At 59.4% G+C, this 23,116-nt stretch carries 21 protein-coding genes; 9 read left to right on the top strand and 12 right to left on the bottom strand.

The genetic code is table 11. The features are described 5' to 3' along the window. Nucleotides 1-84: 84 nt before the first annotated feature. Nucleotides 85-1,368: an NTP/NDP exchange transporter gene (locus tag FHW68_RS06045; protein ID WP_183679338.1), complete on the bottom strand. Its 1,284-nt coding sequence runs from the start codon at nucleotides 1,366-1,368 to the stop codon at nucleotides 85-87. A 121-nt stretch (nucleotides 1,369-1,489) separates the two neighbouring features. On the opposite strand from FHW68_RS06045, the gene FHW68_RS06040 reads away from it, so the two are divergent. Then, nucleotides 1,490-2,278: an alpha/beta hydrolase gene (locus FHW68_RS06040; RefSeq protein WP_095631302.1), complete on the top strand. Its 789-nt coding sequence runs from the start codon at nucleotides 1,490-1,492 to the stop codon at nucleotides 2,276-2,278. 1 nt (nucleotide 2,279) lies between these two features. On the opposite strand, the gene FHW68_RS06035 is transcribed toward FHW68_RS06040, so the two are convergent. The 8 genes from FHW68_RS06035 to FHW68_RS06000 all read right to left on the bottom strand — a co-directional run bounded on the left by FHW68_RS06035 (nucleotide 2,280) and on the right by FHW68_RS06000 (nucleotide 13,675). Next, nucleotides 2,280-2,792: a DUF6644 family protein gene (locus tag FHW68_RS06035; protein ID WP_095631303.1), complete on the bottom strand. Its 513-nt coding sequence runs from the start codon at nucleotides 2,790-2,792 to the stop codon at nucleotides 2,280-2,282. Beyond that, nucleotides 2,792-3,142: a DUF6152 family protein gene (locus tag FHW68_RS06030; protein WP_095631304.1), complete on the bottom strand. Its 351-nt coding sequence runs from the start codon at nucleotides 3,140-3,142 to the stop codon at nucleotides 2,792-2,794. The genes FHW68_RS06035 and FHW68_RS06030 overlap by 1 nt, the downstream gene beginning before the upstream one ends. Before the next feature lie 322 nt (nucleotides 3,143-3,464). Further along, entirely contained in the window at nucleotides 3,465-4,280 is an 816-nt protein-coding gene (locus FHW68_RS06025; protein WP_095631305.1) for a YfaP family protein, read from the bottom strand. A gap of 3 nt (nucleotides 4,281-4,283) precedes the next feature. Continuing rightward, on the bottom strand, nucleotides 4,284-5,903 hold the full coding sequence (locus tag FHW68_RS06020) for a DUF2300 domain-containing protein (RefSeq protein WP_183679336.1): 1,620 nt from the start codon (nucleotides 5,901-5,903) through the stop codon (nucleotides 4,284-4,286). Nucleotide 5,904: 1 nt separating this feature from the next. After that, nucleotides 5,905-10,479 (bottom strand): alpha-2-macroglobulin, encoded by a 4,575-nt coding sequence (locus tag FHW68_RS06015; RefSeq protein WP_183679930.1) that lies wholly within the window; start codon nucleotides 10,477-10,479, stop codon nucleotides 5,905-5,907. After that, entirely contained in the window at nucleotides 10,476-11,141 is a 666-nt protein-coding gene (locus FHW68_RS06010) for a DUF1175 family protein (RefSeq protein ID WP_221217039.1), read from the bottom strand. The genes FHW68_RS06015 and FHW68_RS06010 overlap by 4 nt, the downstream gene beginning before the upstream one ends. After that, nucleotides 11,111-12,835 (bottom strand): DUF2138 domain-containing protein, encoded by a 1,725-nt coding sequence (locus FHW68_RS06005; protein WP_095631309.1) that lies wholly within the window; start codon nucleotides 12,833-12,835, stop codon nucleotides 11,111-11,113. The genes FHW68_RS06010 and FHW68_RS06005 overlap by 31 nt, the downstream gene beginning before the upstream one ends. 48 nt (nucleotides 12,836-12,883) lie before the next feature. Further along, a complete protein-coding gene (locus FHW68_RS06000; protein ID WP_095631310.1) occupies nucleotides 12,884-13,675 on the bottom strand; it encodes a YfaP family protein in 792 nt (263 codons plus the stop codon). 348 nt (nucleotides 13,676-14,023) lie between these two features. Between FHW68_RS06000 and FHW68_RS05995 the strand changes: the two genes are divergently transcribed. From FHW68_RS05995 to FHW68_RS05985, 3 genes are all read left to right on the top strand, one after another. After that, nucleotides 14,024-14,773: an SDR family oxidoreductase gene (locus tag FHW68_RS05995; protein WP_183679332.1), complete on the top strand. Its 750-nt coding sequence runs from the start codon at nucleotides 14,024-14,026 to the stop codon at nucleotides 14,771-14,773. A 262-nt stretch (nucleotides 14,774-15,035) separates the two neighbouring features. Continuing rightward, nucleotides 15,036-15,551 (top strand): cupin domain-containing protein, encoded by a 516-nt coding sequence (locus tag FHW68_RS05990; protein ID WP_095631312.1) that lies wholly within the window; start codon nucleotides 15,036-15,038, stop codon nucleotides 15,549-15,551. Nucleotides 15,552-15,572: 21 nt separating this feature from the next. After that, on the top strand, nucleotides 15,573-15,866 hold the full coding sequence (locus FHW68_RS05985) for a putative quinol monooxygenase (RefSeq protein ID WP_095631313.1): 294 nt from the start codon (nucleotides 15,573-15,575) through the stop codon (nucleotides 15,864-15,866). A gap of 84 nt (nucleotides 15,867-15,950) precedes the next feature. Here the strand turns inward: FHW68_RS05985 and FHW68_RS05980 are convergent, their stop codons facing one another. After that, nucleotides 15,951-16,859 (bottom strand): LysR family transcriptional regulator, encoded by a 909-nt coding sequence (locus FHW68_RS05980; protein ID WP_095631314.1) that lies wholly within the window; start codon nucleotides 16,857-16,859, stop codon nucleotides 15,951-15,953. Nucleotides 16,860-16,986: 127 nt separating this feature from the next. Here FHW68_RS05980 and FHW68_RS05975 point away from each other — a divergent pair, with 127 nt between their 5' ends. The 3 genes from FHW68_RS05975 to FHW68_RS05965 all read left to right on the top strand — a co-directional run bounded on the left by FHW68_RS05975 (nucleotide 16,987) and on the right by FHW68_RS05965 (nucleotide 19,492). After that, nucleotides 16,987-17,775 carry an SDR family NAD(P)-dependent oxidoreductase gene (locus tag FHW68_RS05975; RefSeq protein WP_095631315.1) on the top strand — a complete coding sequence of 263 codons (789 nt, stop codon included), beginning with the start codon at nucleotides 16,987-16,989 and terminating at the stop codon, nucleotides 17,773-17,775. A 132-nt stretch (nucleotides 17,776-17,907) separates the two neighbouring features. Further along, nucleotides 17,908-18,753 carry a type 1 glutamine amidotransferase domain-containing protein gene (locus tag FHW68_RS05970; protein ID WP_183679330.1) on the top strand — a complete coding sequence of 282 codons (846 nt, stop codon included), beginning with the start codon at nucleotides 17,908-17,910 and terminating at the stop codon, nucleotides 18,751-18,753. A gap of 16 nt (nucleotides 18,754-18,769) precedes the next feature. Then, nucleotides 18,770-19,492 carry an SDR family oxidoreductase gene (locus tag FHW68_RS05965; protein WP_183679929.1) on the top strand — a complete coding sequence of 241 codons (723 nt, stop codon included), beginning with the start codon at nucleotides 18,770-18,772 and terminating at the stop codon, nucleotides 19,490-19,492. Nucleotides 19,493-19,716: 224 nt separating this feature from the next. On the opposite strand, the gene FHW68_RS05960 is transcribed toward FHW68_RS05965, so the two are convergent. Both FHW68_RS05960 and FHW68_RS05955 read right to left on the bottom strand, forming a co-directional pair. Then, on the bottom strand, nucleotides 19,717-20,451 hold the full coding sequence (locus FHW68_RS05960) for an SDR family oxidoreductase (RefSeq protein ID WP_095631318.1): 735 nt from the start codon (nucleotides 20,449-20,451) through the stop codon (nucleotides 19,717-19,719). A gap of 181 nt (nucleotides 20,452-20,632) precedes the next feature. Continuing rightward, on the bottom strand, nucleotides 20,633-21,577 hold the full coding sequence (locus tag FHW68_RS05955; protein WP_183679328.1) for a helix-turn-helix domain-containing protein: 945 nt from the start codon (nucleotides 21,575-21,577) through the stop codon (nucleotides 20,633-20,635). 288 nt (nucleotides 21,578-21,865) lie between these two features. On the opposite strand from FHW68_RS05955, the gene FHW68_RS05950 reads away from it, so the two are divergent. Both FHW68_RS05950 and FHW68_RS05945 read left to right on the top strand, forming a co-directional pair. Then, the gene (locus FHW68_RS05950) at nucleotides 21,866-22,630 is read left to right on the top strand and encodes an SDR family NAD(P)-dependent oxidoreductase (protein WP_183679326.1); all 765 of its coding nucleotides are present in this window, start codon (nucleotides 21,866-21,868) and stop codon (nucleotides 22,628-22,630) included. Nucleotides 22,631-22,808: 178 nt separating this feature from the next. Continuing rightward, nucleotides 22,809-23,066, top strand: coding sequence for an Atu4866 domain-containing protein (locus FHW68_RS05945; RefSeq protein WP_183679324.1), 258 nt, complete (start codon nucleotides 22,809-22,811; stop codon nucleotides 23,064-23,066). The last annotated feature ends 50 nt before the right edge of the window (nucleotides 23,067-23,116 follow it).

Genomic DNA, 23,116 nt, shown 5'->3' with positions numbered 1-23,116 from the left:
CAAAGGCCCGGTCGAAGGTGAAGACCGCCGAAACACCGGCAGCCAGCGTAAGTAGTCTTCTACGCGTGAAGACAGCAGGACCGGTCATGGAATTCCCCCTGGCTGTTCATTCATGGTCGCCCTTTGCTCCTGGCGTCTGGCCAGCCACAGACATAACCAGCCCCACAGCCCGGCGAATGGCACGATCACCACCGCCACCAGAGCAAATCCCGCGCCCAGCGCGGTCAACCCGGCGGAGAGCCAGCCACTGGCGGCATCACCGCCGCGATACACCAAGGTTTCGATCACATTCTTGGCCTTGTACTTTTCCTCGCGGCTCACCACCGTCCACAACACTTCTCGCGCCGGGCGCACGATGGCGAACTCCACGGCGCGGCGCAGCCCTTGCGCCAGCGCGACGGTTGCCGGCACGGGCGCCAAAGCCATGGCGCCAAACGCCACAATCGTCGCCAACGGCAACGCCAGCAACGCCCCGCCGATACCGACCAGGCGGATCAATGGCGCGGTCAGCAGCAGTTGAAACAGCAACGTCAGCGCCGACACGATCAAATCGACGACGGCGAAGAATTGCGTCCTGCTGGCCACATCAGCATAGCTGCCAGCGACGATCCTTCCCTGTTCGAAATACAGCAACGTCGCGGCACTGGTGTGCAACAACATGAACAGCACCAGCCCCATCAGATAGCGCGAGCGCAGGATCAGTGTGATTCCGGCCAACATGCTGCCGCCCATGCGCCGCTCATCCAGCCAGCGACTGCCAGACTGCGATGTGGTGCGCGACAACAGCGCCCGATAACAGCGCACCGCACATTCCAGCAGCATGGCCGCCGCAACGGTCAACGCCACCGGCCCCAAATGGGTGGCCATGGTCGCGGCCAGCAGCGGCCCGATGAACGTGCCCAGGGTGCCACCCGCCGCGATAAAGCCGAACAGCCGTCGCCCTTGCTCGCTGGAGAAGCGGTCCACCAGCACGCTCCAGAAAATCGAAACGATGAACAGGTTGTAGATGCTGATCCAGACGAAAAACACCCGCCCAACGGTCACCGGCGCAATGCGCTGAGCGATCAACACGCCAAACACCAGCATCGACAAGGCGATCAAGCGATAGATCAGCGGCACGAAACGCATGGCAGGCAGCCGCGAAACCAGCGCGCCGAACAGCGGCACCATCAGCAGCATCACCACGAAAGTGGCGGTGAACAACCACTGCAACTTGTCGGCACCGCCCTCCAGCCCCAAGGCATCGCGCAAAGGCCGCACCAGGTAATAACTGGCAAGCACGCAGAAATGGAAGGCGAAACCCAACACCAGGGCCGTTCGTTCGGACGGCAGAACCTTGACCCATTTCAGCGCGTCGGTGGCCGTCATGGGACGGCGCCCGAATACAAGCGTCGAATCTCGGACATCGGTGCGCTCCCATACCGCCACTATCGATGTACTACACTCTGACAGCGCTCAAGCGATAGCCGTCGTCAGGCCAGAGCAGTCCATGTCGTTCACTAAACTTAGCCGAATGTCGCGCCCCCTGATGTCCCTCTTCGCATTCGTTGTCGTTGCCTACCTGGTGCTCTGTGCCACGCTGTTCGTATTTCAGCGTGCCCTGATTTACTACCCGCAACCCCGCGCGATCGACGCGCCCGAAACGCTGCTGACGTTGCAGGTTGCCGATGCGCAAGTGCTGGTGACCGTCAGGCCGCATGACGGCCCGAAAGCGTTGATCTACTTTGGTGGCAATGCCGAGGACGTTTCCCGCAATCTGCCCGATTTTTCCCGGGCCTTTGCCGATCATGCGATCTATTTGCTGCATTACCGCGGCTACGGTGGCAGTTCCGGATCGCCCTCCGAAGAGGCGATTCAACGCGATGCCATGACCTTGTTTGACTTTGTCTACAACACTCACCCCACTATCGCCGTAGTCGGGCGCAGCCTGGGTTCGGGCGTCGCCGTGCGCCTGGCCAGCCAACGCCCGGCCTCGCGGCTGATCCTGATCACGCCCTACAACAGCCTTGAAGACCTCGCCGCCCGCCAGTTCCGCGGGTTCCCGGTGAAGTGGCTGCTGCGGGACAGGTTCCAATCCTGGAAATACGCCGCTCACATCACCGTACCGACGCTGTTGATTGCCGCCGAGCACGACGAAGTCATACCGCGCTCAAGCACGGAGCGCCTTTACACACATTTCGCCCAAGGCGTGGCCACGCTGCAGGTGATACCGGGCACGGGCCACAATTCGATATCCGAGAGCCCGCTGTATCTCCAGCTGCTGGGTTCGGCGTTGTGAGTCAGGTATAGGCCAACAGTCGGCCGCACAGCACCACGGAGACCCATAAGCCTATCGAGAGCACTGCCTGTACTTTGGCGATTGCAGGTGCGGCGATGCGTGTGTTCCACCGGCCGACTGAACGGTAAACACCGACGTGAAAAAGGGCGGCGTTGAGGCCCGCCGTCGCGATCAGACACAACTTTAAAATGAAAATATTGTTGGTGGCGAAATCATGGGGATGGGCCGTAAACATCATCAGACCGGCCGGTACGATCAACACGAGGGCAGCAACGGACCATCTCAGCAGATGGCGAGCCAGTGCTGTCACCGGGATATCTTTGGACAGGCCAAGCACCCGCAGATCGAACATGAACACCGAGCCGACCAGCACCACGAAGCCAAGAATATGAACGACCTCGACTATCGGGTAAAGCCATAACTCACTGCGCATGGCCAGCCCGAGTTGCGAGTCATCCAGCCAGTCCAGCCAGCTCGCCTGACCTGTCCCCAGGCGGGCACTTGTGGTGTCCATCAGCGCAACTCGGTGGTTTTATCGCCGACAGTGATGCGCTCTGCTCGCAGTTCATCGGGTTTGTTTCGATTCGGATAACCGACCACGGTCGCCGTCGTACCGACACTCAGCATGTCCTTGGACAGCCCACGGTTCTCCATGCGCGAGGGTGGTGCCAGAACGATGGTCCACGTCTTGTCGGCTGTTCTGAGCCGCAAGAGCCCGTGCGGATGGGAATAACCGGACTCCTCGATGGTTCCGCTCAATTGCATGGACTTGCTGGAGTCGTACTCACTCCAGCCGTGATGAGCGAACGCCGCAGTGGCCACCAGTAGCGATGACAGTCCGATGCTTCTGAGCAAGACGTTCATGATGCGGTTCTCCTTTTTATCTGGAGCTGCTGGGGCTACGACAACGGTGGTTGGCAGGTTTCTTCATTGACGAGACGAAAGCGTAGGCTAATCGTCGGGAGCAAACACGTGACCTACATCGATCGCCCTCAAGCAGGCTCGACCACTGCTGCCAGCCGACGCATTCCCTGTAGCAGCTGGCGAAGCCTGCGTTCGGCTGCGAAGCAGTCGTAAAATCAGGCAACCGGTACTTTCAGATGGGACCGTGTACACCGATTGGTGAGGACTTCGTCCTCGAACGCAGCCTCGCGGGCTCGGCAGCTGCTACAGACCGGACTGCTAATCACGGATAACTAAACCCCTTAACCAACGTCAACTCCCCCACCGCCCGCATCGGCACCAGGAACGTTTCCATCTTCTCGTTCGGCGTCCCCTCCTCCGTAATTACTGTGATGTGCGCCGTGGTCAGGGCTTGCGCTGCCTCTTCCTGCCCCTGCTCATCACTGCGATACCCGCCACCGTAGTAATTCACGTAGACCTGGTATTGGCCCTTGATCGGCGCCGGCATGGCAAAGATTTCCGGGCCGTAGCCAGTGGTGACGTCGACGTCGAGTGCGCCGCCATTGGCTGCGACGCGGTTGCCGTACCAGATGTGGCCGCCTTCAGGCGTGACGACATGCAGGTCAAGGTCGGTGCCGTCGCTGTCCCAGGCCAGCAGCACTCGCAACTTGGCCGGGGTGGCGCCGCCGCTGGTGTTGAGGAACTGGGTGCGATGCCGTTGTTGGCCATCGGGGCTGCGGACTTCAACGCTGTTGCTGCCGTTGGGGAATGAGAACGGGCGATCGTAGCGGCCGGCGGGGTCGATTTTCAGCGGCATGCTGACGCCGTTGACGATCAGCTTGCCGGGCTCATTGCCCTTGGGCGCGGATTTGATCTGGCCGGTAATGCGGGCGGTATTGGCCTGCCCCACCGGTGTATTGACCGAGGACGCCGGGTAATTAACCGTCTGACGAAAGCTTTCGCCTTCGCCTTGGGGTGCGCCGGTGCGCCAGCCGCCGATGGGTGTGTCGAGTTTGACCGCGCTATCGGCGGCGAACGGGGTCGGCCATACGCAAAAGGAACAAAGGAACAGGAGGACCTGTGGGTAACGGAGTTTCATGGCCTATTCCAGCAAGAGGTGGCGGGCGAGCCCTTCGATGTAGGTTTCATCCTGGCCGTTGGGGTGTGCTTCGAAGGCCAGGTGCAGGTATTCGTGGGTCAGGTCGAGGCGGTCTTGCAGCGACAGCACGCCGCGCACGTAAATGCGCTGGCGTTCGCGGTCGACAAAAGGACGGCCAAAGGCCAGGCGGCAAACGGCAAAAGTGCTGACTTCGTTGTAGCCGACTTCGCTTTCCAGCCGTAGACGCCAGCCGCGACGCTGCTTTTGCAACCAGTCTTGCGCAGCGGGAAGCGCTTCGCAGGAGGCGACGGGGTTATCCCAGCGGCTGAGGCTGGCGCGTGGGTATGCGTGCAGCAGAATGGCGTCGTAGCGTTGACCGGCGTTGGCCTGCTCGACGGCTTGCTGCCAGGAGAGCTTGTCCGGCCCCGGTTGGTCGGAGTGATAAGTGATGTTGCTGCCGGCGAGGACCAGATCGCTGGTCCACGCCGCGATGTTGCGCGACTCGGTGGCGGCCGGGCGTGGGGCGACGCGCTGTCGGCTGCTGCTGTCATCGATGCTCAAGCAAGCGCCGTTGCGCGTGGCGTTTTGCAGCAGGTAGGTGCGGATCGCGACGCTCAGGGCTTTGGCGGCTTCGGCAGGTTCCGGTCTGGCTTCGCGCTGCAGGACGCGGGCGACGTATTCTTCGCGGTCCAGGCGGGCGACGAGTTTGTCGTTGAGCAGGAACAACTCGCCGTCGCTATGGATATCGAGTTGATTGCCGTTGGCGAACTCGACGCGATAGTCGCCTTGCAAAGGCCCGGGCGCCAACACGCGATCTCCCGACAGCACGCGTTTGAGCGGATACCGCGCAAACAAACCGACCTCGACGCACTTCCCTACCTCGGCGGGCCAGGACGAAGGCAGTACCGTCGCCAGTGCCTGACCGTAATTGCGCAAGACCATTTGACTGGTGCCGCGCCCACCGGCCCAGATTGGCGTACCGTCCGCTGTCCAGCCTGCGAACCCGCCCTGGCGTGATGAAGGGTCTTGATCCCCCAGCCAACTCCAGGTTTTCACCCGCAACCGACCACCGAGTTCGCCCACGACATTGCCGTCAGCCGCATTCAGCACCACATCGAGCAACACCCGCCGTGCCTGATCCTGCGCCGGCATCACGGCCAAGGCCTTCAGCAGCTCACCCACCGAAACCCGGGTCTGCGGTTGTAACGAGGGCAAGTCCAACAGCCACTTCGGCGCTTGTCTCGCCTGCCAATACTCGCGCCACTCAGCACCGGCAATGCCCAGGCGCGCAGGCTCGAAATACAACCCGCAAGACTTCACCAACGCCTGATCACGCTCAATCCTGCCGCCCGCCGTGCAGCAATAAACCTCTTCCTTCGATTGCCCGCGACACTCATAAGCCGGTTCACGCGCGCCGGTGTCCACCAGCCAGCCGTAGACAAACAGCTTCCACAAGCTGCCCAGCGGCGTCTGCAGATCAGCAGGCAATGGCTCGCGCGCGATCACCTGAGTGCGGTTCAACGACAGCAGTTCATCCTTCAAGCCCAGGCGCAACGCTTCGTCCTGCGCGGTCGCCAGCGCAGGGAGCAAACACAACAACCACCAGACCAGACGCCGGGTCATGTCAGTGGACCGTGACCTGACCGAGTGCCGGTTTCTGTTCCTGAGCCTGATTCTGCGGTGCGTAAACCTGAGTGAAGCGCACCGGCGGCAAGTTGAACTGACCTTTTTGCGAGAAGCGCACCAGATGACGCAGGCGCAATTCACCGCTCAAGGCATCCACCGGAATCGCGTAAGCCATTTGCCCCGGTTCGAAGCGGGCCTTCTCCAGGGCGGTCGGCTCGGTGCCGGCCTTGCCCATCAGCTTGATGCCCCAGGTGGTGCGCTCGACGTCCGCGCCCGGAGGCAGCGGCACTTCGAGCATGCCGTAGCGCAGCGGTTTTGCAGCTTTACTGGTGATGATCACTTCATCCAGGTACAGGCTATCGCTGGACAACGGTTTGCTGCCGACGGCTTCGAGTTTGAATTCGAACGCTTCGTCACCTGGCACCAGACGCGACAGACGACGGGTGATGGTCACGGCCATCGGGCTTACTGGCGGTTGCTGGGTCCGATAGCTCAGCGCGGCGCGAAGCGGGCGCTCTTGCTCCCCGGTCAGCGACAACACTGCGGGCACGGGCGCAGGACCCTGCCACGTCCAGTACATCTCACCGGTGTCACCGTAGTTTTTCTTCCAGCCTTCGCCCGGTGCCAATGCGATGGTGGGTGAAGCCTGCTCGATGCTGCGTTGCAGCCAGGTCAGCGCCAAGGCGCGTTCCAGGGTCGATTGCTGCGGCAACAGGCGTTGCAACAACGCTTGCGCGTGAGCCTGATCGAAGGCTTGCAGCGACAGGTTCAAGGCTTCGACAAACGGCTGGGAACTGGCAGCGACCTGTTGCTGCGCTGCCGCCAGTTGACCATTGAAAGCCTGCGGCAGAATGACCTTGGCCTGGTACGCCAACGATGCGGCCAGTACCCGAGCGCTGGCCAGCCCCAATGCCGAATCCGGATCGCTCATGACCAGGCTCTCTTCGCCGTCGTCCATCACGCTCGCCCCATGACCTTCGCCGGCTTTCACCAGGTCATCGATCAAACCGCTGAGCAGTGTGTTCACCGGCAATTGCATCTGTCTGGCAAACGACAGAATCAACGCCCGCTGCAACAACGGCGTGTTCTTCGACTGCTTCGCGTACACGTCCAACACCCGCTGCCAATGCTCCGGCGGCAGGCTCAGTTCCAACGCTTTGCTGGCGTGCCAGTCGGCGTAATAGGCATAAGCAGTGAGGAACGCATCCGGCTCACCGTCATAGCCCCACCAGGTGAAGCTCGCCGACGGGCCGGCCATTTGCACCAGCCGCAGGCGGCTGTTCTGCATGATCAAACGCAAGCGATCGCGGATCTGCGGGTTCGACGACAAGGTCGGATAAGCGATGCTCAACGGCAGCAAACGACTGGCGGTTTGCTCGACGCCGCCGTACGGATAACTCAGCAAATCATCGAGCGCCGAACGGAACAGCGCTTGCGGGCTGTCGTCCAGACGCAGGCGAATATCCGTGGCGTCTGCGGGCAAGGTCAACGGCGTATCACCGCTGGCCACATCCAGGCTTTGGCTTTGAGTCACCTGCCAGCCTTCGCCGGTTGCGCTCAGGCGCACGGCCAGGGCATCAGCGGTTTTGCCGTCCTGCACCAACTCGGCGGTCCACTCGCCATTGGCCACAGTGAACGCCGGCAAGGCGATGTAGTTGATGCCGTTGTTCAAGGTCACCGGCACACGCTGTTCTGCACCGCCGTAATGAATCACCAACTCGGCCTTGACCGGTTTATCGGCCTGACTGAAAGCGAACACACCGAGGTCCGGTTTGTCGCTGTTGCGGAATCTGGTCGGCCCGCTCCACTTCAGGTACAGCGGTTTTTCCGAGCGCACGAATTGCTTTTTCTGCCCGACCTGGCCGTCATCGGCAATGGCGCGGGCGGTGATGCGCCAGCGGGTCAGCGAGTCCGGCATTTTGAAGGTGAAGCGGGTTTTGCCATTCGCATCGGTGATCAATTCCGGCTGCCACGCGGCGGTGTCGACGTCTTCACGACGTGGCCGCTCCAGCACTTTCACCCCGCGTTCACTGCGGTTGGCTTTGCCCGGCGCGCCTGGGCTGCCCGGCAATGCCACGTCGTAGCTGATGAACGACAAACTGGCGCTGGTGCGTACGTTGTTGCGGCGCGGGTGATAGAAGAACTGGTCGATGGTCGGCGCGACTTCCGGTTGCAGGGCGTAGACCATTTCATCGACCACACTGACCGTCAGGTGCGCCGGAATCGGCCTGCCGGCGAACTGCGTGGTCAGGTCAACCGACACGGTATCGCCGGGCTGATACGCCTCTTTGTCGGTGGTGATGGCCACGTCGATTTGCGGCGCGACAACCTTGATCCCGGCGTTCTGGAAGCTGTACTGACCACCCTTGGTGTAGAGCACGGAGAAGGTCAGATTCGGCGCAAAATTGTCCTTCACCAGGATGCGCGCACGGTATTGGGTGTCGCTGAGTTTTTCCATCGTCAACCAGTCGCTGCCCTTGGACAGCAGCGCCGTGGCCTCGACCTTGTCGCGTTCCAGCGACAACAGCGCATCGATGATCGGCTCGGGGAAAGTGATCAACGCGAGGGCTTCATCGCCGGCTTTGTACTCGGGTTTATCGAGGACGATTTCCACGGTGCCCGGCACGGCTTTGACGCCTTCGCCAGTGACCGAATGACCGGTTGCGCCAAGCACGCGGCCGTGATCATCTTTCAGCGTCAGGTTGTAAGTGCCCGGACGATCGAAGGCCAGGGTGAAGCCTTTATCTTGGGCGGTGAGTTTACCTTCGCCAGTGGTCTGATCTTCCAGTCGTACCCAGCTGTAGCTGCTCGGGTTGACCGCTTTGCTCTGCTCGCTGCCCCCTTCGTTGGCATAGCTGAAGGCAACCTGGCCGCCCACCGCGCTGAACCGCTGCGGCGCGCTCAAGCGGAAACTCGCAGCACCGCGATCGATGAGGATTTCCTTGGTGGTCTTGACCCGATACGCCGCGCCATCGCTGGCGAACACGGTGAGCATGTAGCGGCTCGGTTTCTCGGCGGCGGGCAGATCGAGGCTGGCGTTGCCCTTGGAATCGGTGGTCAGTTCGGCGCTGGTCAACTCCACCGGGAATTGCCCCAGGTATTGCAGCTCGTTATCGACCATCGACAGTTGCTGGGCGCGCAGGCTCAGGCTCAACTTGGCATTGGCCACCGGTTTGCCGTCTGGGTACAGCAACACCAGATTGCCCTTCACCGGTTCGCCGGTGCGGTAATCCTGCTTGGCCAGATTCAGGGAAATCTCGAAATGCGGCTTGATGTACTCAGCGACACGGAAGGCGCTGCTGTAGGCCTGATCCTTGTAGCTGAAACGCAGTTCATAACCGCCCGCCACGGCGTTGTCCGGCAACTGGAAACGGCCTTGGGTACCGACCTTGGAATCGAGCTTCAGTGCCAGCGATTGTAGCGCCGTGCCCGTGGCATCGAGCACGGTGACGTTGACGTCGGCAGCGCTCGGCGCCACGGAATCCCGCGCGTTCTTGAACTCGCGACCCACGATTTTCAGCGACACCCAATCCCCCGGCCGATACAGCGGCCGGTCGGTGAATGCATAAAGTTTGGTGTCGTAGATTTCGCTGTCGTAATAGAAGTTCTCGGAGACGAACACCCCGCCCTCTTCGTCTTCGCCAATCACGAACGAGCGCTCGGGGCTGACGTGTTTCAGACGCAGCAAACCATCGGCGTCAGTCGCGCCACTGCTCATCACGCCCAGGCCATCGGTCCACAGCACATTGACCTTGGGCACCGAACTGCCTTCGTGTTTGCGTGCGGCCCATACCAGCAGTTCATCGCCGGCAATCTTGCTCACGGCCACAGTGTTGGAAATGAAAACCATGGTGGTCGCGCGGTACTTGCCGATCAGCGCTTCCACCAGATACAGACCCGGCTTCAGGTTGCCCAACGGGATGTACACGTTGCCCGGCGAGACGCTGACGAACTGGCTGGAAGAACCGGCCAGGTTTACGCCTTTGGGCGGCTGGATCGGTTTGGCTTGCCACAGCGGATAACGGAATTGACTGACCACCGGCAGGCCCGGAATCAAGGCGAATTGCGGCTGTGCGTCGTAAGGCGTTGGCGCGGCGATGGCGGTGCCCATCTTCAGTTCCGGCACTTCTTCGGTGACTTGTTTGCGCGACTCATAGGAAAACGCCCGCTGCATCACGCGACGGGATTTGCGGTACCAGTTGTCCCACAGGTACGCCAGGGTATTCGACAGGCCTTCGCCCTTGAACTGACCATCGCTGACCACGCGGTGCAGGTTCTTCTGGCGCTTGAGGAAATCCAGCGGCTTGTCGATGCGGTACACACGAATGTCGGCGCCGCCGTAAGGCTCCATGCGGAACCGACGGTAATCGCGGCCCGGCGCTTCGAGGCGAACCATTGCCTGTTCGTCACTGGCGAAACTGCTGTCGGCCAGCAGGAAAAAGCTTTCACCGGCCACCGGCGTATAGCCGCTTGGCTCGACGGTGTCTTCGGCGTTGACCGTGGCCAAAGGCGCCAGAAGGGCCAGCAGCAATAGAATTGGAGAGCAAATGCGCAGCATGCGGGCACCGGTCATTGGGAGAGGAAGTTGAGTCGATAGACGCCGATGAAGTTGGGGTTGGCTGCGTCGGGTATCCATCGGGTGTCCTTCCATGTCATGAGTTGTTGCAGGCTTGCGGAGCGCATGCCGTTGTCAGTGGGGGTGGTGGTGCCGGTGTGATAGGCGATGAAGCGGCCCATCCAGATCATCAGGTGCTGGTCGTCGCCCTGATCGAAAAACATCAAGTCGCCGGGCCGGGCCTGGGCCAGATCGCGCCCCACCAGATGACTGTTGAACTGAATCAGTTTGATCGCGTTGACGTACGGCCCGACCTTGCCGCCGCCCTGCTGCCATTGCTGGGCGAGGCTGCGTTGGGCATCGCTCAGCTGCAGTTCCGGCGGCAGGTAGCGGTTGGACAGGCCATTGCTGCGCAGCCATTTGTCGTCATGGACTTTGAGCGCTTCGTTGGCGGCAAACCGTACCAGCCCGGCGCAGTCCTGCTGATACCAGCGCGGGCTCGGGCCTTGGGTCAGTTGTTCCTGGGCGATACGCACGAACCAGGCGCGAAATACCTGGGATTGCTGCGGGTCGAGCGCGGCGGCTTCGCTGGCAAAGGTGCGAGTCCCCAGCAACAACGCCAGCAGGCCGAGGCCTCGGATAAGTGCTGTCACAGGGCTTTCCACTCCAGCGGCAACCATTGCCAGTGGCCGTCGGGCTCGCTGCCTTCAGGCAAGGTCAGGGCATATTTGCCATAGCCGCCGAGGGTGCGCAGTTTCGGGATCAGGTAGGTTTGCGCGGCGTTGTAGAACACCGGCTCCATGTCTTGCGGCAGGCTGTCGAGGGTTTCCTGTTGCATCAGTTGCGCCATGGAGTCCGGGCCGAAATAGATCGGCATCAGCAGGTCTTTCGGCACGACGTCAGCCATGGGCGGGAAGCGTTTATCAAGTGTGCCGAGGGCTTTGTCGACCAGTTTGTCGTCCAGGGAGAACAGCAGCGTCGAACCGTGGCGCGCCAGGCTGACGCGCATAAAGGCTTTGCCAGTGATCGCGTCGGGTTGCTCGGCATCCTTGGCCTTGTAGGGACCGAAGTTGGAGCTGACCTGGCGCTGCCACTGATGGGTCTGGCCTTCCTGTTTCTCGATCACCGGGAACGCATGCTCGGCGACATTGCCTTCGTAGGCGCCGACCATCGAGCTGAACAGGTTGCCCAGGTCGCCGTCGAGTTTGGCGCTGTCATCGTCGTTCAGGCTGGCCACCAGCAGCGGCGTGTACAGCCGCGAATCGGCGTACCAGCACAAGCCGGCGGCACCGGCCATGTGTTCGGTCAGGGCCTGGGCCACAGCGTCGTCGGCACCGAGTTTCACCAGCAGCGGTTTCTGTTGTTCGGCGGCCAGCGGCAAGGTCACGCAAGCACTGGCGCCCATCGGCATGGCCTGCCAGATCGGTTTGAAGTCGAAGTCGGGCTGGTTCTCCAGTTCGTCCATGGCGAGGAAGCTGTGCCAGCCTTTGTCGTCCATGTCGAAACGCAGGCCGGCGAAGTTCGGGATAAAGCGCTGGTAACCCATGGCCAGAACGCTGGAATTGACCGAGAGGCGTTGTTTGACCTCAGGCGCGCGGGGTTGCAGGCCGAAGGCTTCAGGGAACAGTTTCTGGCCGCCGAGCAGTGCTTCCAGCGATTCGGTCGAGACCATGCCGGGTTCGTCGACTGGACCGTGGCCGGTGTCATAAAGCTTGGCCGGGTTGGACAGCACCACCAGTTTGTCGCCATGTGAGGCAAACAGCAGCGCTTTGCTGTTGTTGTAGGAGAGTTGATAAAGCGGCACCACATCGCCGGCGACTTTGATTTCAGCCAGCTTGCTCAGCTGCGTATCATCCAGCGCCACTTTCGCCAGCGGCTCCAGCACCTTGGCCAGCCCGCCGCGATCCATCACCAACAGAAAATCCTTGAGACGCCCATCCGCCCCGCGCCACAGCGCCACGTCCGCCGGTTGATCGAACAGCTGCTCGATCAGGCTGTCCTGCCATTTGAGGTCATGCTCGTAAATGATCCGCCGCAGACTGCCGATCAAACCGAGGCGGTCGGCGTGGGCCTGGTAATAGAAGACGAAATCTTCGGTCAGGGTTTCCTTGAGAAACGGCACCGCCAGCAGATCCTTGGGCAACTGGCTCAAGGAGTGGGTTTCGAGCAAACCATCCGGTCGGCTCATGCCCAGTTTGTCACTGGCCAGTTCCGCGGGCGGAGCCTTGGGTTTGTTCAGGAACCACCCCAAACCGCCCGCCACGCCGGCCACCAGACACAGCCCGATGACCAGCGCCGGCCAGCGACGGGAAGTGTTGGCGGCAGGTGCGTCGGCGGCCGGGGGAACGGCTGGTGAAATCGTGTTATCGCTCATGTTCACGCTCATGTTTACAAAGCACAATTCATCCGTGGTGCGGGATGTTTAATAGTTGAAAGTCTTGACCAGCAGCAGGTCGCCGATCGCCCGCAAAGGCACGATGAAGGTCTCGCGTTTTTCGTCGACGGTGTTTTCGTTGAGCACCAGATTGATTTGCGAGGTGATGACCTCGTTCTGGTTGCTGGTCTCATCGAAGTTATAGCCGCCGCTGCCGAAGTTGCCCCAATAGTTCACGTAAACGAGATAAGTGCCATGCATCGGCGCAGTCATGGTGAACATTTCCGGGCCGGGGCCATCGACCCCGTCCGGGTCCAGGCCACCGCCATTGCTCATCGCCGGGCGAGCCCAGAATGCATGCTGGCCGTCGGGGGTAATGATGTGCAGATCAAGTTCGGCCTTGGGATCGTCCCAACCCAGCACCACGCGAATACGCGCTGGCGTGCGCAAATTGTTGGCTTCATAGAATTGAACGCGCTTGAGCGACTTGCCCTCGGAACTGCGCACTTCGACGCTGTTGGAGCCGGCGCCGAACGCATACGGCCGGGCAAAACGCCCTTGGTCGTCGGTGTATAAATTCAGGGGATTGCCGTTGACTGCCAGGCTATGGGGCGGACGCAACGTGCCGAGGGCTTTGAGCTGGCCTTCGATCATCGTCCGATTGCGCTGCACGCCCCGGTCGATGGGCGGCGTGGGATAGGCGACGCGGGGATGTTCACTGCGGTCCAGCAGGCCGTGATAGCGCCAGCCGCCCACCGGTTCCGACAATTGGGCCGTGGGCTCGGCCCATGCCACCTGGGCACAGACCAGCGTGATCAGCAGTGAAAGAACACAACGCATGTAACGCCTCCTGCCATGCATAACGAAACCTGGCGCCCGATCCTCGGCGCGTTATCAATCTTACTGCTGGGTACTGAAAAGCGTTTGAGTCGCCTTAATCACACTTCATGTTTCAAAGCATGACGAGGTACAAAGGCTGGCAATATAACATTCCCGCTAATCCGTTTTTCCGGTCTTTTTGTGCGCATCTCTGCATTTTTTCAAGATGCCCGAATCGTCGTCCGGGCGAACCACCTATCGGACAACACGGAGCCATTGCATTGCGGGTCTTTAATGGTTGCAGGATTCAACGTCAGCCCCTCGATCTGTCCAAACACTCGGGACTGACATCGCATCGGGAGACTCGTCATGAAAATCGTCGTCATCGGCGGTACCGGGCTGATCGGCAAACACCTGTGCAAAAACCTGCAAGAGCTGGGGCATGAAACCCTGGCCGCATCACCCAGCACCGGCGTCAACGCCCTCACCGGCGAAGGACTGCAAACCGCCTTGCAAGGCGCCGACGTGGTGGTCGACGTGGCCAACTCGCCCTCCTTCGAAGACGCTGCCGTGCTCGAGTTCTTCGAAACCAGCGGGCGCAACCTGCTCGCCGCCGAGAAAACCGCCGGTGTCAAACACCATGTCGCTCTGTCGGTGGTGGGCACCGAGCGCATGCTCGACAGCGGTTACTTCCGGGCGAAAATGACCCAGGAAACACTCATCAAAGACTCAGGCATCCCCTACACAATAGTGCGGGCCACGCAGTTCTTCGAATTCATCGGGGCCATTTCGCACTCGGGCATGCAGGACGGCGACACCGTCCGCCTGACCTCCGCCGAGCTGCAACCGATTGCCGCGGTCGATGTCGCGATAGCGCTGGCGAAAGTGGCGGTGCAAGCACCCAGCAACAAGACCCTGGAAGTGGCGGGCCCCGAGCGCTGGCCGCTGGTGGAGTTCGTGCGCCTGTTTTTGCAACACACTAACGACCCGCGCCAGGCCCAAGCGGACGACACGGTCCCCTACTTCGGCGCGCCGATCGATGACCACTCGCTCACGCCGGGAGAACACCCCATCATCGGACCGACGCGCTTTGAAACCTGGCTCAAGAGCAGCGTTTGATACGTAAATGGGTAATTGCACAGACTTGTCCACCCATTTGCATCGACCTGACCAGTCATTTGCATCGGAATTGAGCATCACGCTTTGTGATCATGACCGGCAGAGAACGGCGATTAGCAGCCATTCGGCTTGCTCCACTGCTGGCTGTGTGGCTCGTGCGGTTTGAATTGGATTCATCAAACATGTTCCCGCCTGGTGGCTAATCCCGATCTATGGGCCAATGGATACTTGCCTCCATCAACGGCTCAACGAGATCGTCACCATGCAACCTTCTTTCCGAAAGCTCCTAACCCTCGGTGCGATGCTGATCGCCATCCAAGGAATGACTCAAAACGCGACTGCTTCTCCTGAGCAGCAGTCGTCCGCCTCAATCTTGCCTGAGCTGATTAACCCCAGCCAATTTAAATGGCAGAAGACCATTCCGCAGTTGGGAAAAAGATCCCCAGAGTACGCCATTCTTCATGAGGATAAGGCGACCGGCCTGACTACGTTGATGTTCCGTACGCCTGTGGCAGTGCACATCAAACCCCACACCCATCAACGCGCAGAAACCCATGTGGTCATGGTAGGTGGTACACATGACTTCGAATCCGAAGGGGTGCACTACAAGATCCAAAACGGAGGCTTCTTTCGCGCTCCTGGTGGAGTCGTGCACGAAGCTTGGTTACCAGCTGGGTCACAAACATTCAACATCTTGGAAAGCGGTTGGGTCGTGGATTGGGTGAACGGTGGCCCATCGGCTGAAGACATTGATCAGTACCCGCCTAAAGTCCAGTAACTTCGAAAAGGAGAAAAGACGATGCATGGATCCTTGGTAATCATCGCCCGCGCGCGGGCTAAGGAAGGCTTTGAGGAACAGATGATCAATGCTCAAAAAGCGTTGGTCTCCGTGACTCGCGAGGAGCCAGGCTGCCTTAGCTATGAGCTTTTTGTGTCCAATCAGGAGCCTGGTCTGGTGACGTTTTTCGAGCGTTGGGAGTCAGTTCAAGCTTGGCAAAAGCACATGCAGGGCGAAGCTGTAAGCACGTTTCGTAATACCGCTGGACACTGCATTCAAGAGTTCGAGCTTGACGAAATGCACCAAGTGGCCTGAATCGGGCTCGTAAAAATTTGCTGACAGGGACGAAGTTTCACGGAAAAAAGACAGAGACCGCAGTTAAGACTGCGGTCTTTGTTTTTAGCGAAGCGAACTCAACAACGGCCCGATTCGTTCCACCAGAAAATCAATAAAAACTCTCACCCGCTGCGGCATGTAGCGTTGATTATTGAAGATCGCGGTGATGTCCTCAGTGTCTCCCGCATTGAAATCAGCGAGCAATTCGACCAGCCTGCCCGCTTTCACATCTTCAGCGATATGAAACATTCCAAGCCGACTAATCCCTAATCCATTGATCGTCATCTGGCGCATGGTTTCGCCATTGTTGGTCAGCATATCGCCGCGCACCGCCAGATATTGCGTTTGTTGGTTCAGCTTGAAAGGCCACTCATCACGAGATCGGCGGAAGTTGAAATTAAAACAGCGATGATTCTCCAGCTCATCCGGCGTTTTCGGCGCACCATGGCGAGCTAAATACTCGGGTGACGCCACGACTGCCCGGCGGCTGCTTCCCAATATGCGTGCGCGAAAACTGGCGTCATTCAGCGGCCCCATACGTATCGCTACATCAATGCGCTCACGCTTCAGATCTACCAAGGCGTCTGTCAGTGAAAGATCGAGTGTGATGTCGGGATACAGGAGGTTGAAATCACTAATTATTGGCAGGAGCTGATGCGTGCCGAAAGGCACCGAAGTATTGATTCGCAAGAGGCCGCTGGGCACCGCTGTCGAGCCGACCGCATCGTGCTCTGCCTCTTCAATGTCGTTGAGTATGCGGACGCAGCTATCGTAGAAGCGGGCCCCCTCGCCACTGATTACTAGCTGTCGTGTGGAGCGCTCAAAAAGAAGCACGCCTAACCGCACTTCGAGTCGGGTAATGAGCTTGCTTACTGCTGACGGCGTCAGGTTCAGTAGCTTTCCTGCTCCTGAGAAACTGCCGGTCTCGACGACCTTGGTGAATACCTGCATTTCTCCGCTTCGACTGTCCATGACCACCTAACATGTGAATTTTATTCTTCAATGATATTCCATTGCGTGCGCTAATCAATGCAGCCGATGCTCCGCATACTTATCTCCAGCGGATTGATCCGCCTCAATCTCAACGTTGGAGAACAGTATGAACCTTGGTCTGGAAGGCAAAACCGCGCTGGTAAGCGCCTCTACAGCTGGTATCGGCCTGGCTATTGCTACGCAGTTGCTGGAAGACGGCGCTCGCGTAATTATTAATGGAAGAAGCGAGGCTGGCGTGGCGCAGCGCGTCAGTGAGCTGAACAAGCGCTTTGGTGAAGGGCGCGCTCTGCCGCTGGTGGCAGATGTCAGTAAGGCGGGTGGTGAGGCGGCGGCTGCCGCTGCTTATCCGCAGATCGATATCCTAATTAACAATATGGGCACCTATGAGCTGAGCGACTTCTTCAGCACAAGTGATGAAGACTGGCAGCGCATGTTTGAGACTAATGTCTGGAGTGGCGTGCGGTTGGCCCGTACCTACATGAAAGGCATGCTTGAGCGCGGCCATGGTCGGGTGATTTTCATCTCCAGCGAAGTAGCACTGACGCCAATGGCGTCGATGGCCCATTACAGCGCGAGCAAGGCCACGCAATTGTCGATCTCACGCAGCTTGGCGGAGCTGACCAAGGGCACCTCGGTGACCGTCAACGCAGTCCTGCCAGGGCCTACCGAGACAGAAAGCCTCAAAGGCTTCATCGAGTCTGTGAACCCTGGACTGACGTACGCTGACGCGGAAAAGAAGTTCATGACGGAGAACCGTCCCTCCTCGCTGATCTTCCGGCTGGCCAAACCTGCTGAAGTCGCAAACGTTGTGGCGTTCCTGTCGAGCGAACGTGCGGCTGTAATCAATGGTGCAGCGATTCGGGCTGAAGGCGGGACTGTTCAGACTATCGCCTGATTAATTAGCTGTGGTGGGTGGTTTGCAAATGATCAAGCGTTAGCGCACGTCTTCGAAACAAGCTTTTCTGCCCTGCTCAGATTGATGTGGCCCCGCGTGTGCTCGGCCACGCTCGGAATGGATGAAATATTGATGAAAACTCATAAGCATATTTTGTTAGCCGCTTTATTAGGGAGCGTAAGCGTAGGCGCAAATGCGGCCAACGTATTGATCGTACTCTCCGACGAGAACCACTTGGAATTGCGTGATAACAAATCATTTCCCACTGGCTTCTATCTCAACGAGCTGATGGTGCCCACCAAGGCTTTGCTGGATGCGGGCCATGAGGTGACATTCGCGACACCGAACGGACTTGCTCCAACTCTTGACCGAAGCTCTGCGGTTCCCGATTACTTTAATGGTGATCCACAACGTCTGAAGGAGTACGAGTCTTTACTCGATAAGCTGCTTTTGACATCGCCAACTCGCTCACCGGTGATAAGTCTGGCGCGCGTGGAGCAGATTGGATATTCGCACTTTGATGCTCTCTACGTGCCAGGGGGGCATGCACCTATGCAGGATCTGATATCTGATCCCGCTCTAGGCCGATTGCTACGTGCTTTTCATGCTGCTGGAAAAACCACTGCACTGGTGTGTCATGGCCCGATAGCCCTGTTGTCTGCACTAGATCAACCTCAAAGACTTATCGAATTGCTGGAAGCGGGCAAAAAAGCTCCCAAACCATCTGTTTGGATCTATGCGGGGTACCGCATGACTGTCATCAGTAACGAAGAGGAAGAAAAAGCAAAGGGATACTTAGGAGGCGGCCAAATGAAATTTTACCCTCAAGCGGCACTGGAGCTTGCTGGTGGGAGTTACCAGAGCAACACATCGCCTTGGGCTCCGAATGTCGTAATTGACCGCGAGCTTATAACAGGTCAGAACCCTGCATCTGCGGCAGGGGTGGGCCGAGCAATCCTCGAACGCCTCAAGAAATAACCTAAAGGGCTTCGGAATTATGCAGCGTACCTTTTTGATCACAGGGGCTAGCAAGGGAATTGGTCGTGCCATCTCCGAGCGACTCGCATCGGCTGGGCATCGAGTAGTAGGTATCGCTCGACGGGTAGAGGACAGTGGTTTTCCTGGGGAATTGATCGCTGCCGACCTGAGAGATTGCGATAGCACCGTCCAGACCCTTGAAGGGTTGAAAGCCCGCTATACCTTTGACGGTCTTGTTAACAACGTGGGCCTCGTTAAGCCTCAAGGAATCGCGGAGGTCGACCTAACCAGTTTTGAGGACGTTATGAAGCTCAACCTGTATCCAGCGCTGCTGGCAACACAGGCTCTTCTTCCAGATATGTCCGCCAGGCGCTGGGGCAGAATAGTGAACATCTCCAGCCTAACGGTTCTCGGAGGGCGCCAGCGCACATCCTACGCCGCCGCAAAAGCCGCTTTGATCAGTTTTACACGTGGTTGGGCGTTGGAACTCGCCCAAAGTGGTATCACCGTTAATGCGATTGCGCCAGGCCCGGTCGACACAGATCTTTTCCGAAGCGCAAATCCCGAAGGCAGTCCTGGCGAGGCCGCCTACGTTGCGGCAGTGCCTATGGGACGTCTTGGTCAACCGCATGAGATCGCTGCCGCAGCAACTTTCTTGCTTGATGAGCACAGCTCTTTTATTACTGGACAGACGCTCTACGTTGATGGTGGTGCTTCAATCGGCAGGAGCCTGATCTAACAGAAGTAGAGGCTTATACCCCGTCCGAATGGAGCGGCGAAGCGATTTTGAATGAAAGGGCCGCGCTGGCAGTCACGAACGGCGGCTATTGGCCGATTTCTGCCGGTCACGAACGGCAGTAACCGGCGATTAGCTGGCCATTCGTGACGAGCAGCAATCGGATGAGGGCAGTCGTTCATGAACGACTGCCTCCGAACCAAGGTGCGCCTTGCGCCCTGGACAGCTTAGTGTGGGCTGGCGGTCGGACGAACCACAATCTCACTCACATCAACTTCGTCGGGCTGCTCGATGGCATAGGCGAGCGCTCGCGCAATGGCGTCTGCGTTGAGCGCGACACGCCGGAAGGCTTTCATTTGCTCGCGTGCCACCTCATCGGAAATCGTATCGGCCAGTTCGGACTCGACGACGCCCGGGCACACTACCGTGACCCGGATCTTGTCCGTTTCCTGCCGCAGACCATCGGAGATAGCCCTGACCGCAAATTTGGTCGCGCAGTACACCGCGGCTGTCGGAGAAACCGCGAGGCCGCCGATTGAGGAAATATTGATGACCTGGCCGAACCCTTGTGCCTCCATGTCCGGCAAGACGGCGGCAATACCGTGCAGCACGCCGCGTACATTGACATCGAGCATCTGGTTCCACTCATTGACCTTCAACGAGGTCAAGGGTGACAGGGGCATCACGCCTGCGTTGTTGATGATCACATCGACCTTGCCGTGTTGCGCCTTGGCGAACGCGACGAACGCCTGCATGGATTCGAGAGCCGTAACGTCCAGTGCGCAGGCACTTGCCGAGCCGCCTTCGGCCTGGATCTCGCTGACCAGTTTGTCCAGACGCTCGGTACGGCGGGCACCGAGTACCACATGGGCACCTTTGGCGGCGATCAACCTGGCCGCCGCTTCGCCAATACCACTGCTTGCACCGGTAATCAGGACGACTTTGTTTTGAATGTTCGACATATCCGTAGCTCCTGTTGTAAGCATTGAAGTTCAGCACCGACCGCTGAAGACGCGGGCGTTGCTGCGGGGTACGTCGAAAAGATTAAGGGCACAGGCCTGCTCGACACGTGCCAAAACCTGCGCAATTTTTGCCTATTCGTGTCTGTGTGCATCGTCCGCAAAACGTGTGACGCAACGGCACTCAACCGCCACGGAACTCGCTGGGGGTTACTCCCACCTCGCGACGAAACACCTGGGAGAAATGACTGGGGCTTGAATAGCCGACCTCCAGCCCGACGTCGATGACGCTAAGCCGGGTTTCCAGCAACAAGTGCCGCGCGCGAACCATGCGCAAGCGAATGAAGTACTGCGAAGGCGACAGTCCCGTCGCACGCTTGAACAGGCGGCTGAAGTGGTACTCGCTCAGCTCGGCCAGCCTGGCCAGTTTTGCCAGGCTGAATTCAGCGCCCAGATCCGCACTCATGGCGTCAGTGACTTTGCGCAGCTTGTAGGCTTGCAAGGCGTTGACCCTACGCCCTGGCCGGGCCTCGGCGCGATAGCTGCGCACCAGATGTACGGCCAGCGCCTGTGCCAGAGAGCGGGCGAAAAGAGCGTTGGGCGAGCGCTCCAGAACCAGTTCGGTGCGCAACTGCTCCATAACAAACGCGACGAACCCGTCACGTGCCCCTGAAATATCGCGCAAACGCACAGGCCCGGCGTGCTCACCCCACAGCTCTCGCGACGCTAGCTCAATCAGCGGCAGCCCCAGATAAAGGTGCATGACTTCGAAGGTATCGCCCCCGTGAGTCTGCCAGCGCATTTCATACGGCTCATCGGAGCTTGTGAGGAAAAAATCGCCGGCGCTGACCTCTGCCGCAGTCCACTCCCCGCCCAGTGCGCGCTCCTCCACCCTGGCCGCCCCCGCCAGAACCAGCACGAGCAGGGGCTCCACCACCGCAGGTACGAGAATTGGCTCAATGACGCTGCGATGGGTAAACAGCTGAATCACAATGTCCATGATTTCCGGGCGCGTCAGTAAATCCTGCGGCTCGCCTGGCAGGTATTCACGCATGGACTGCCCTGTGATGCGCAAGTCCTGGCTGGATGTCGACCGTTGTTCCAGGGACGTTCGCCCGGTATTTGCCATGAACACGTCCTTTTCATATTCGGCTGTGCAAAGCCAGACAGGTCTCCAGACGCTGCCCAAACTCCGCTCGATGCAGACCGGATCGATGATATCGGGCTTTTCCCGCCGGCTGAACCGACCACCGAACCGTCCTCTCTGATATTCGGCGCAAAACCCCGACATCGTGGGCAATCTCACGAAAGCTGACTTCGCCTCGCTGCGAGACAGTAGGCCCGTCGCCGATGACAAGCGCCTTGCCGGCGCCGACACGGCTTATCCCCTACTCGATCACAACGCTGGAGAACCATCATGACCGATATCAAGAACAGCACGCCAAACGAAGTGGCAGGTAAAGTCGCGCTGGTCACTGGCGCGGCCAGTGGCATCGGCAAGGCCATCGCCCTGCTGCTGCATACCCGCGGCGCCAAGGTCATCGCCGAAGATATAAACCCTGAGGTGCAGGCGCTGGCCCGCCCTGGCCTGGTACCACTGGTGGCCGACATAACTCAGGACGGCGCCGCCGAGCGCGCGGTCGCTTTGGCCGTCGAGCAATTCGGCCGGCTGGACATTCTGGTCAATAACGCCGGCATCATCATCAACAAGCTGGTCATCGACATGACTCGCGAAGACTGGGAACGCATTCAGGCGGTTAATGCTACGGCGGCATTCCTGCATAGTCGCGAAGCGGTCAAAGCGATGATGCTCAATAAATCCGGCTCGATCGTCAACATCGCGTCCTACGCCTCCTACTTCGCCTTCCCCACCATTGCCGCCTATACCGCCTCTAAAGGCGCGCTTGCCCAACTGACGCGCACCCTGGCGCTTGAGGTCATTGGCCATGGCATCCGCGTCAATGCCGTGGGCGTGGGGGATGTGGTGACCAACATCCTCAACAATGTGGTCGACGATGGCCCGGCATTTCTCGCCCAACATGGCGAAGCCGCACCGATCGGCCGCGCCGCACAACCGGAAGAAATCGCCGAAGTGGTCGCGTTCATCGCCTCGGATCGTGCCAGCTTCATGGTCGGTGCGGTGGTCATGGCAGACGGCGGCATGACCGTCACGGCCGGGTGAGCCACCGCAGGAAGGAGCCGCCGGACATGCTCGGCAAGCCCGACAGGATCAGGCAAATCTGCGGCAGTTTCGTCCTAACACCGCTGCGCTCGGCTACGTAATCTGAAAGTACGCAACGGGTGCAGACCGCACTGCCCTGGGTCGTATCGGCTAAGCCTGACATCGAGGAGAAAAACTGATGAAAAATGCCAGACGCACCATTCAAAATCAGCGTTACGCAGGCATGTGGGTCACCGCCAACGGATTCATCCGTCACGAGCTTCTGGCGACTGGGCGTTACGACGAGGCCCGTGGTAAAAATAAGAGCGCCTATCAAGGCCGCTACGAAATGGTGGGGGACTACATCCAGTACTGGGACGATAGCGGCTTCACCGCTGACGGGCACTTTCATGACGACGTGCTGTATCACGCCGGCATGATCCTCTATCGGCAATGAGCAATTTGAAGATGTCGGGTGAATATCGTCTGCCTGGAAAGTTCCGGGCA

Origin of the sequence: Pseudomonas sp. Tn43, assembly GCF_014192635.1 — a bacterium.
Classification (GTDB): Bacteria; Pseudomonadota; Gammaproteobacteria; order Pseudomonadales; family Pseudomonadaceae; genus Aquipseudomonas.
The sequence above is the reverse complement of the archived record's forward strand: the minus strand, read 5'-3'. Positions and strand labels throughout refer to the sequence as shown.